Source organism: Streptomyces laculatispora (assembly GCF_017353455.1).
GTDB classification, from domain to species: domain Bacteria; phylum Actinomycetota; class Actinomycetes; order Streptomycetales; family Streptomycetaceae; genus Streptomyces; species Streptomyces laculatispora.
Map to the genome: position 1 here is coordinate 1 of NZ_JAFMPZ010000286.1, position 9,791 is coordinate 9,791.

Here is a 9,791-nt window from a genome sequence, read left to right on the forward strand (position 1 = left end):
CCGGTGCGCTGCGGGGTGACGGTGGGGGTCTGGGCCATTTCCTGCTACCTCTTGTCGCTGGTCATATGGCGCATGAGGACCTCCTGGGTGGCCTGCGCGCGCGGGACTTCGCCGGTGAGCCGGCCGGCCGACATGGTGTAGATGCGGTCGCACATGCCAAGGAGTTCGGGGAGTTCGGAGGAGATGAGTACGACGGCCTTGCCCTGGGCGGCGAGCCGGTCGATGACGGTGTAGATCTCGTACTTCGCGCCGACGTCGATCCCGCGGGTGGGTTCGTCGAGGATGAGGACGTCCGGACCGGCGAAGATCCATTTGCTGAGGACGACCTTCTGCTGATTGCCGCCGGAGAGCCGGCCGGCCTGCTCGAAGACGGTGGGGGCCTTGATGTTCATGGAGGTGCGGTACGACTCGGCGACCCGGGTCTCCTCGTGCTCGTCCACGATTCCGCGCCGTGACACCTTGCCCAGGGCGGCGAGGCTGATGTTGCGGCCGATGGTGTCGATGAGGTTGAGGCCGTACTGCTTGCGGTCCTCGGTGACGTAGGCGATCTTGTGGCGGACCGCTTCGGAGACGGTGCGGGTCCGGATCTCCCGGCCGTCCTTGAGGACCGTGCCGCTGATGTCGGTCCCGTAGCTGCGGCCGAAGACGCTCATGGCGAGTTCGGTGCGGCCGGCGCCCATCAGTCCGGCGAGGCCGACTATCTCACCGCGCCGGGCCCGTACGGAGACGTGGTCGACGACCTTGCGGTGCTGGTCGATCGGGTGATGGACGGTCCAGTCCCGGATCTCCAGAGCGGGGTGGGCTCCCGGTTCCCCCTCGTACGGCGTTCGTTCGGGAAAGCGGCTGTCCAGTTCGCGGCCGACCATGCCCCGGATGATGCGGGCCTCGGTGGTCGATTCGGCGTGCACGTCTAGGGTTTCGACGGTCCGGCCGTCACGCAGGACGGTGACGGAGTCGGCGACCGCGGCGATCTCCCCGAGCTTGTGCGAGATGATGATCGACGAGATGCCCTGGCTCTTGAGCTCCTTGATGAGGGTGATGAGCTGGGCGCTGTCCTCGTCGTTCAGGGCCGCGGTCGGCTCGTCCAGGATCAGCAGCTCGACCTTCTTGGCCAGGGCCTTGGCTATTTCGACGAGCTGCTGCTTGCCGACACCGATGTCCGCGACCCTGGTCTGCGGGTTCTCGCGCAGACCGACCCGGTCCAGGAGGGCCGCCGCGTGGCGCAGGGTCTCGTTCCAGCTGATGAAGCCGCGTGGGGCGTGTTCGTTGCCGAGGAAGATGTTCTCCGCGATGGAGAGGTACGGCACCAGGGCGAGTTCCTGGTGGATGATCACGATGCCGCGCGCCTCGCTCGCGCGAATGTCCTTGAACGCGCAGTCCTCGCCCCGGAGCCGGATCTCACCCTCGTAGCTGCCGTGCGGATGCACTCCGCTGAGGACCTTCATGAGGGTCGACTTCCCGGCACCGTTCTCTCCGCAGATGGCGTGCACCTCGCCCTCGGCGACGGTCAGGGAGACGTCGGAGAGTGCCTTGACGCCGGGGAACGTCTTCACGATGGACCGCATTTCCAGGACCGGTGCGGGCCCGGCCGCCGGGCCCGCCGTCAGGGCCGTCATCGGAGGTCGCTCGCCTTGATGTAGCCGGAGTCGACCAGCTGGGCGCGGTAGTTGCTCTTGTCGACGCTGACCGGGTCGAGCAGGAAGGCCGGCACGACCTTCTTCTCGTTGTTGTACGTCTTGGTGTCGTTGACCTCGGGCTTCTTGTCGTTGAGAACGGCGTCGGCCATCTGGACCGCCTGCTTGGCCAGGGCGCGGGTGTCCTTGTAGACGGTCTGTGTCTGCTGTCCCGCGATGATCGACTTCACGGACGCGACCTCGGCGTCCTGGCCGGTGACGACGGGATACGGCTTGGAGCCGGTGCCGTACCCGTCCGACTTCAGGGACGAGATGACACCGATGGAGATGCCGTCGTACGGGGAGAGCACGGCATCGACCTGGGCGGAGGAATAGGCGCTGGTCAGCAGGTCGTCCATGCGCTTCTGGGCGGTCCCGCCGTCCCAGCGCAGGGTGGTGATCTGGTCGAGCTTCGTCTGCTTGCTGCGGACGACCAGCTGCTTCTTGTCGATGTAGGGCTTGAGGGCCTTCCAGGCGCCCTGGAAGAAGTAGCGCGTGTTGTTGTCGTCCGGGGACCCGGCGAACAGCTCGATGTTGAACGGGCCCTTCTCGCCGCCGGACTTCAGCCCGAGCTTGTCGAGGATGTAGCCGGCCTGGAGCTCGCCGACCTTCTCGTTGTCGAACGAGGCGTAGTAGTCGACGTCCGGAGTGCCGAGGATGAGCCGGTCGTACGAGATGACCTTGATGCCCTGCTCCCCCGCCTGGTGCAGTACGTCGCTGAGTGCGCGGCCGTCGATGGCGGCGACGACGAGGACGTCCACGCCCTTGGTGATCATGTTCTCGATCTGGGAGACCTGCTGGTCGACGTCGTCCTCGCCGTACTGCAGATTCGTCCTGTAGCCGAGCTTCTTGAACTCGGCGGCCATGTTCTTGCCGTCGGCTATCCAGCGTTCGGACGATTTGGTCGGCATGGCGATTCCGATGGTGGAGCCCTTGCCGCCCGACTTCTCCTCCTTGCTGCCGCCGTCCCCGCTCTGTCCGCAGGCGGCGAGGGTGACGGAGAGGGCGAGGGCGGTGAGAACCGTGACGGTCCGGGCGGCGCGCGGGACGGTCGCGGTGAGTGGGGTGCGCATGTCGGTCCTCCGGGTGCGAGGGAAGCGGCTGGGCGGGCCGCGAGGCCCCTCATCGGTTGTTCGGTATGTCGGACGTGGTTCGGCTCATTGCGCAACTGGAGAGCGCCCAGCCAGCCGCGTTCGGCCATCTCCCTTGACCGGCACGGCGGTTGCCATTGGATGTTCGATATTTCGTCGTTCGTTCGAAATGCTGGCGTGACGGTAGTGAGGGGCCGGGACAGGTGTCAATGGTTCGCGCAGGTGCAGTCACCGCGCACCCGTCCTGGGGTCGACTTTCGGCCGCCCTCCCCCGGGTCACCCGACCCGGCGGGAACCACCGGGTCGGCGCATGCTCCTGCGTCGGTGGGACGCCGCCCGGCACGACCCCGGCTTGTGGCCCGCGGGACGAGCACCGATGGTGGAGGTGCAGGCGGTTCCGTCACGCCGCCCGCCGGACGCACGCTCCGTGCCGCCCGGCACACACCCCAACGAGCGCAGGTGAACGCGGTGGCCACCGATCCCACGTCCGTCGCCGGAGTGCGGGTGCCCGATACGGCACTGACGCGCGAGGCGACCCAACTGGTGAGGGACGCCACGAGCGAGCTCGTCTTCCACCACTCGCGGCGCGTCTACTGGTTCGGCGCGCTCCAGGGCCGCAACCGCGACCTGGGGTATGACCCCGAACTGCTCTACATCGGCGCGATGTTCCACGACCTCGGGCTCGGCGAGCGTTTCCGCACGAGTGGGCGCCGCTTCGAGGTGGACAGCGCGGACGAGGCCAGGCGGTTCCTCCAGGGGCACAACGTCCCCGAGGACAGCGTCCGCAGGGTCTGGACGGCCATCGCGCTGCACACCACGCCGGGTATCCCGCAGTTCATGGAGCCCGAGGTGGCGCTCGTGACGGCCGGCGTCGAGTACGACGTACTCGGCATCGGCTACCGGGACATCTCCGAGGAGGACCGGTCCCGGATCGTCGCCCTGCACCCGCGGCCGGATTTCAAGCAGCGCATTCTCGGCGCGTTCACCGACGGCATCCGCCAGAAGCCGGAGACGACGTTCGGCAACGTCAAGGCGGACGTGCTGGAGCACTACGTACCGGGGTTCGAGCGCGGCGACTTCGTCCGTACGATCCTGGACTCGCCGTGGCCGGAATGAGCCGGCAACGGCCGGGCCGCCACGCAGCGGCCGCGGCGCCGGACCGGCCGGTCAGCGGGCCTGGCTGATCGCCGTACGGAGCATCGCCACGGTGGTCGCGGCCGCAGCCCGTTCCGCGTCGTCGCCGGTCGCGCGCACCCGCTCCTCCAGCAGCACCACCGCCGCCTGGAGCACGCCGACGCGGACCTGGACGCTCTGCATCGCCGTCAGGACCGCCGCCGCCTGTTCGGCCGGCGTCGCGGTCGCGGCCTGCGGGATGAGTGTGGAGATGCCGCGCCCGAGCGCACGGTCACGAGGCGGCTGAGCCGCGGCTGTGGTCACCGCAGAAGTCTGCCGCACCGGGTGGACGGAATCGGTCAGCGACCTGGCCGCTGCGCCCCGACGTCCTCCTGGACATGGTCGTACACGCGCCTCAACAGAGCGGCCAGCCTTCTGCGTTCCACGGTGGTCAGGGGTGCGAGGAGGTCGTCCTGGACGGCCAGCGCCTCCGCGTGGAGGCGGTCGAGCAGCGTACGGCCGGCCGGACCGACGGTGACCGTGACGCGGCGACGGTCGGTGGTGTCGCGTGCCCGCTCCACGAGTCCGGCGACGGCCAGGTCGTCCACGATCTTCACGATGTCGCTGCGGTCGATCGCGAGCCGGGCCGCCAGCTCACGTTGCACATGAGGGCCGAAATCGATCAGGGCCGCCAGCACGGACATGTGCCAGAGCCGCAGTCCGCGCTCGGCCAGCCGATCCGCCAGCCGGCCGCGGGCCACTTTGCCGGTCCTGGACATCAGATAGGTCGTGAGTTCCAGGAGGGAGGGCGGGGTCTCGTTCATGTTCATCACGTATACAGTAGGGCCTCACCAATGATGGGTACGCACCTACTAATGGATCGGGTCATGGACGCACTGCACCCTCGTCTGCTGGTGAGCGGGTTCACCGAATGCTTCCGCTTCTACGATGCCGTGCTCCCCGCACTGGTCGGCGCCGTACGGGCGAGTGGGAGCGAGTCCGGTCCGTACGCCCACTGGGACGTCGAGGGTCAGGGCGCACTGGTTCTGTTCGACCGCGGCGCCATGGCCGCGGTCGCCGGTACCGGGCACCTTCCCGCCGAGGCGCCGGCGTCGCAGGACCGGTCGATGTTCGTCTGCCGGGTCGCGGATGTCGACGCCGCACTGGCGCACTGCCTGGCTCACGGCGCCGTTCCGGTCGCCGGGGCGTGCGACCGGCCCGAGTGGGGCCCCGGGCTCCGTACCGCCCATGTGCGGGACCCCGAGGGCCACCTGATCGAGTTGCAGTCCTACTGACCGGGGCCGGGTGCGGCGGTCAGGCCGGTGTGCTGCCGAGGTCGAAGACGAGGCGTCCCGACACCTTCCCCTTGAGGACTTCGTCGATCGCGGAGTTGATGTCCGCCAGGTCCCGGCTCTCGCGGACCACACGCGTGCGGCCGAGCCGGTGCAGCTGGAAGACCTCGGCCAGATCCTCGCGGGTTCCGACGATCGAGCCGATGACCTTCGTGCCGTTCAGCACCGTGTCGAAGACCGGGAGTTCCAGTTTGCCCTCCGCGGGCAGGGCAACGAGGACGAGGGTGCCGCCCCGGCGCAGCGCACCGTAGGCCGCGCCGAACGACTCGTTGCTCACCGCGAGCGAGATCGCCGCATCGGCGCCGCCGAGCCGGTGGGTCTCCTCGGCGACATCCTGGACGCGGGCGTCGATGACGTGATCGGCGCCCAACTCCCGGGCGAGGGCCAGCTTCTCGTCGGTGACGTCGACGGCAATGGTCTCGGCGCCGAAGATCCGCGCGTACTGCAGGGCGAGGTGCCCCAGCCCGCCGATGCCGGAGACGAGGGCGCGGGTGCCCGGGCGCGCGCCGGAGAGTTTCACCGCCTTGTACGTGGTGACGCCCGCGCAGGTCAGGGGCGCCGCGTCCAGCGGGTCGATGCCGTCGGGCACGGGCACGACGTAAGTGCCGTGGGCGAGGGCGTACTCGGCATGGCTGCCGTCGACCGAGTAGCCGCTGTTCTCCTGCGCCAGGCAGAGCGTCTCCCAGCCGGAGACGCAGTGGTCGCAGTGTCCGCACGCCTCGCCGAGCCAGGGGATGGCCACCCGGTCCCCCACCGCCAGATGGGTGACCTGACCGCCGGCCGCCTCGACGATGCCGATGCCCTCGTGGCCGGGTACGAAGGGCGGACTCGGCTTGACCGGCCAGTCCCCCCGCGCCGCGTGGATGTCGGTGTGGCACAGCCCCGAGGCCTCCATGCGTACCAGGACCTGGTGCCCGGCCGGGGTGGGCACCGGCTTGTCCTCGACGACGAGAGGCTCGGTGAAGCTGCGGACGACGGCGGCTCTCATGAGTACTCCTCCGCTTCGGTGCGGTGTGCCCGGCCCGCTGCGCGGGAACGCACCGGCCAGGCACACAAGCCTCGGAACAGAGTATTTCGGATGGCCGGTTCTCGCTTCTTCTCGCCTCCGGCCAGGTCGCTACCCCCGCGCCCAGGTGTGCATCGCGGCCCGCGAGGAGAAGTTCGCGACATCCTTGTCCAGCGGGTGGTCGGTGTACTGATGGATGCGCCAGGACGCCTTGATGCGGGGCTTGCCCGCAGTGACGTAGTCGGCGATCCACAAACCGTCCCCGGCGTACGACGTGGTGTCGTGGTTCAGCCAGAAGTAGCGGTTGCAGTACAGCAGGACCCGGTGGTGCGGCCGCAGCCGTTTGACCTCGCGGATGAACCGGTCCTTCTCGGCGTTGCTCGCCCTGGTGCCCTCACCGTTCTCCTCCCAGTCGACGGCCAGCAGCTCCCCCGCCTTCTCCGGCGCCTTGCTCAGGAAGTACTCCGCCTGCGCCGTGATGTTCCCGGGCCACAGGAAGTGGTAGAAGCCGACCACGCATTCCGCGTCCCGTGCGCGCTTCGTCTGCTCGGCCAGATGCGGGTTGACATACGAACGGCCCTCAGTGGCCTTGATGAAGACAAAGTCCAGACCGTCCGTGTCGAAGGACGACTGATGCGAACTGACATCGACACCATGGAGCATGGGCACCGCCTTCAAGTGGTCCGCGTGATTCCGCTTTCTCATCCGTTAAGTGCCCGCGACTTGTGCGTCCCATCCGTCGGAGTGGCAGAGGAATCGTTTCTCCGTCACCCGGAATAGCCCCGGGCAGGACCGGGTTGGTGAACCGGCAGGACCCATTTCACGCAGCGCAGGCACCGTCGGAAGGTCGGATCCATGAAGATCGGCATCATCGGGGCAGGGAACATCGGCGGCAATCTCACCAGGCGCCTCACCGCACTGGGCCATGAGGTGTCCGTCGCCAACTCACGCGGTCCTGAAACGCTCGCCGCACTGGCGAAGGAGACCGGAGCCACCGCCGTCACCGCGGCGGAGGCCGCCCGGGGCGCCCAGGTCGTGGTCGTCACCATTCCGCTCAAGGCCGTTTCGGCACTGCCCGCCGGCCTCCTCGACACCGCCGCCGAGGGCGTCGCGGTCATCGACACCGGCAACTACTACCCGCAGCGCGACGGCCGCATTGCCGCCATCGAGGAAGGCCTGCCGGAGAGCCGCTGGACGGAGACGCAGCTCGGGCACCCCGTCATCAAGGCCTTCAACGGGACGTACGCGCAAGACATCATCGCCCACGGCCGGCCCCCTGGCACCGCGGACCGGCAGGCACTGCCGGTGGCCGGTGACGACACGGCCGCCAAGGAGACGGTCCGGGAGCTGATCGACGAGCTGGGCTTCGACACCGTGGACGCCGGCGGGCTCGACACGTCGTGGCGCCAGCAGCCGGGGACTCCGGTGTACGGCAACCAGGGTGCTGCGGCGGCCATCGAGAAGGCCCTGGCCTCGGCGTCCCCCGAGCGGACCGCCGAATGGCGGGCCTGACGCCGGGTGGGGAAGCCCTGACCTGAGGTCCGGTGCCGGGCCGGGGACCTGGAGTCCGGTGCCGGGTCGCGGGCCCGGGGTCCGGGCTCGTCCTGCGGGACGGGGCGCACCCCTTGTGCACGCCCCCGTCCCGCGCCGGCCGCGACCCCGGCGCGTCAGTCCTGGAACGCGGTGCTGCGGCTGAGCTTCTCCCAGGCCAGGAGTTCGGAGCGGGAGGTGTCGAGGCCGGCGAGGACCGCATCCGCGGCGTCGTTCCCGAGCGGCAGCCGGAGCGGGGTGTGCTGTGCGGCCAGGGCGCTCAGGATGGCCGCCGCCGCCTTGTCCGGATCGCCCTCCTGCTGGCCGTCCGAGCCGGGGAGGTTGGTTCGGACCGGACCGACGGTCTCCTCGTAGGCGGGGAGCGGAGCGCACTGGTGCAGGGCGCCGCCCCCGGCGAACCCGGTCCGGAACGATCCGGGCTCGACGATCAGCACCTTGATCCCGTGCGGTGCCACCTCGGCGGCAAGCGCCTCGGACAGGCCCTCAAGGGCGAACTTCGTCGCCGAGTAGGCCCCGACACCGGGGAAGGTGAAGCGGCCGCCCATGCTGCTCATCTGGACCACGGCGCCGGAGCCGTTGCGGCGCATGTGCGGCAGCACGGCGCGCACCAGCGCGGCGGGCCCGAAGAAGTGCAGGTCCATCAGATCGCGCAGCTCGCGGTCGCTGGTCTCCTCGACGGCCCCGATCATCCCCATACCGGCGTTGTTGACCAGGACGTCGATCCGCGCCTGCCAGAGCACGGTCTCCGCAACCACGTCCGCGATGCGCGCCGAGTCGGTGACGTCCAGCTGAAGTGCGACGGCGCGGTCGGGGTGCGCGGCGACGAGGTCGTCGAGCGCTTCCGGCCTGCGGGCCGTGGCAACGACGGCGTCCCCTGCGGCGAGGGCGGCCGCGGCGATGGCACGGCCGAATCCGGAGGAGGCCCCGGTGATCAGCCAGACCCGGCCCGGCGCCTGGTCCCCGGTGACCACGCTGTGTCCGGCGTTCGTGCGGTGCTCGGCGTTCATACGTAACTCCATGTGCTCACAGGGTTGTTGCGGTGACTCCGTTATGCCATCCGACTCTCCGGGCGGTCCAAGACAGACACTCTCTGGATCCATAAAGGCGCCTTATGATCCCTGGATGGAGCTGCGTCAGCTGCACTACCTCACCGTGATCGCCGAGGAGGAGAACCTGGGACGGGCCGCCCGGCGGCTGTTCGTCAGCCAGCCCGCCCTCTCGTACGCCCTCAAGAGCCTGGAGTCCGAGCTCGGGGTGCGGCTCTTCGATCGGCATTCCGGGGGCGTGTCGGCGACCGCGGCAGGACACGACGTGATCGCCGAGGCGCTGCTGACCATTCGGCAGTCCGAGCGGGTCTCGGCGGCCGCCGAGCGGCACGCCCGCGGCGAGACCGGCGTGCTGCGGGTGGGTTTCGAAGCGAGTGGCGCCGGCGAACTCACCACGCGCGCCCGCGCGGAGTTCGCCCGGCGCCACCCGGGGGTGCGGGTGGCGCCCAAGCGCTACGACTGGGGGCAGGAGGCCGACGCGCTGCGCGACGGCCTGGCCGACGTCGCCTTCGTCTGGCTGCCCAACGACCTGAGCGGGCTGCGCAGCGAGCCGGTGCACACCGAGCCGCGTGTCGTGGGGCTGCCCTGCGGACACGCGCTGGCGGACCGTTCGGGCATCTCGGTGCTCGAAGTGGGCGACGAGCCGCTGATGTGGACGCGGCGCGCGCCGCGGGAGTGGGTGGACTGGTGGGCGGTCAACCCCCGGCCGGACGGATCGAGTCCGAAGTGGGGCCCGACCAATGACAACGTCGAGGAGATGCTGGAGCAGGTGGCGGAGGGTTCTTCCATCTGCTTCGCTCCCCTGAGCATGGCCAGGTACTACGCGCGGCCGGACCTCTCCTGGGTCCCGCTGACCGACGTGGAACCGCTGCGGGTGGTGCTCGCCTGGGTGGACGGCACGGACACCGCGCTGGTGCGGGGATTCGTCCGGGTCGTACGGGAGCTCGCCGCCGCGGCGG

The 9,791-nt window shown here is 69.6% G+C and carries 10 protein-coding genes and 1 pseudogene; 4 read left to right on the forward strand and 7 right to left on the reverse strand.

The window, feature by feature from the left end; translation table 11 throughout:
* Nucleotides 1-44 precede the first annotated feature (44 nt).
* Nucleotides 45-1,616: a multiple monosaccharide ABC transporter ATP-binding protein gene (mmsA, locus tag J1C73_RS15780; protein ID WP_242644237.1), complete on the reverse strand. Its 1,572-nt coding sequence runs from the start codon at nucleotides 1,614-1,616 to the stop codon at nucleotides 45-47.
* Complete coding sequence (gene chvE, locus J1C73_RS15785) at nucleotides 1,613-2,746, reverse strand: multiple monosaccharide ABC transporter substrate-binding protein (RefSeq protein ID WP_207316936.1); 1,134 nt, start codon at nucleotides 2,744-2,746, stop codon at nucleotides 1,613-1,615. The genes mmsA and chvE overlap by 4 nt, the downstream gene beginning before the upstream one ends.
* Nucleotides 2,747-3,232: 486 nt before the next feature.
* On the opposite strand from chvE, the gene J1C73_RS15790 reads away from it, so the two are divergent.
* Nucleotides 3,233-3,880, forward strand: coding sequence for an HD domain-containing protein (locus J1C73_RS15790; protein ID WP_207316937.1), 648 nt, complete (start codon nucleotides 3,233-3,235; stop codon nucleotides 3,878-3,880).
* 51 nt (nucleotides 3,881-3,931) lie between these two features.
* Here the strand turns inward: J1C73_RS15790 and J1C73_RS15795 are convergent, their stop codons facing one another.
* Entirely contained in the window at nucleotides 3,932-4,201 is a 270-nt protein-coding gene (locus J1C73_RS15795) for a hypothetical protein (RefSeq protein WP_207316938.1), read from the reverse strand.
* A gap of 35 nt (nucleotides 4,202-4,236) precedes the next feature.
* Nucleotides 4,237-4,701 carry a MarR family winged helix-turn-helix transcriptional regulator gene (locus J1C73_RS15800; protein WP_207316946.1) on the reverse strand — a complete coding sequence of 155 codons (465 nt, stop codon included), beginning with the start codon at nucleotides 4,699-4,701 and terminating at the stop codon, nucleotides 4,237-4,239.
* A gap of 63 nt (nucleotides 4,702-4,764) precedes the next feature.
* Here J1C73_RS15800 and J1C73_RS15805 point away from each other — a divergent pair, with 63 nt between their 5' ends.
* Nucleotides 4,765-5,172, forward strand: a complete 408-nt coding sequence (locus tag J1C73_RS15805; RefSeq protein ID WP_207316939.1) for a VOC family protein — start codon at nucleotides 4,765-4,767, stop codon at nucleotides 5,170-5,172.
* Nucleotides 5,173-5,191: 19 nt separating this feature from the next.
* Here the strand turns inward: J1C73_RS15805 and adhP are convergent, their stop codons facing one another.
* Both adhP and J1C73_RS15815 read right to left on the reverse strand, forming a co-directional pair.
* Nucleotides 5,192-6,217: an alcohol dehydrogenase AdhP gene (gene adhP, locus J1C73_RS15810; protein WP_207316940.1), complete on the reverse strand. Its 1,026-nt coding sequence runs from the start codon at nucleotides 6,215-6,217 to the stop codon at nucleotides 5,192-5,194.
* A gap of 129 nt (nucleotides 6,218-6,346) precedes the next feature.
* Nucleotides 6,347-6,898: a glycoside hydrolase family 25 protein gene (locus tag J1C73_RS15815; protein WP_207316941.1), complete on the reverse strand. Its 552-nt coding sequence runs from the start codon at nucleotides 6,896-6,898 to the stop codon at nucleotides 6,347-6,349.
* Between the two features lie 174 nt (nucleotides 6,899-7,072).
* Here J1C73_RS15815 and J1C73_RS15820 point away from each other — a divergent pair.
* A pseudogene (locus J1C73_RS15820) lies at nucleotides 7,073-7,747 on the forward strand (NADPH-dependent F420 reductase); the annotation flags it as partial.
* 155 nt (nucleotides 7,748-7,902) lie between these two features.
* On the opposite strand, the gene J1C73_RS15825 reads toward J1C73_RS15820, so the two are convergent.
* Nucleotides 7,903-8,793 carry an oxidoreductase gene (locus tag J1C73_RS15825; RefSeq protein WP_207316943.1) on the reverse strand — a complete coding sequence of 297 codons (891 nt, stop codon included), beginning with the start codon at nucleotides 8,791-8,793 and terminating at the stop codon, nucleotides 7,903-7,905.
* A 115-nt stretch (nucleotides 8,794-8,908) separates the two neighbouring features.
* On the opposite strand from J1C73_RS15825, the gene J1C73_RS15830 reads away from it, so the two are divergent.
* Nucleotides 8,909-9,791, forward strand: an 883-nt coding sequence (locus J1C73_RS15830) for a LysR family transcriptional regulator (RefSeq protein ID WP_207316944.1), incomplete at its 3' end; no start/stop codon positions are given.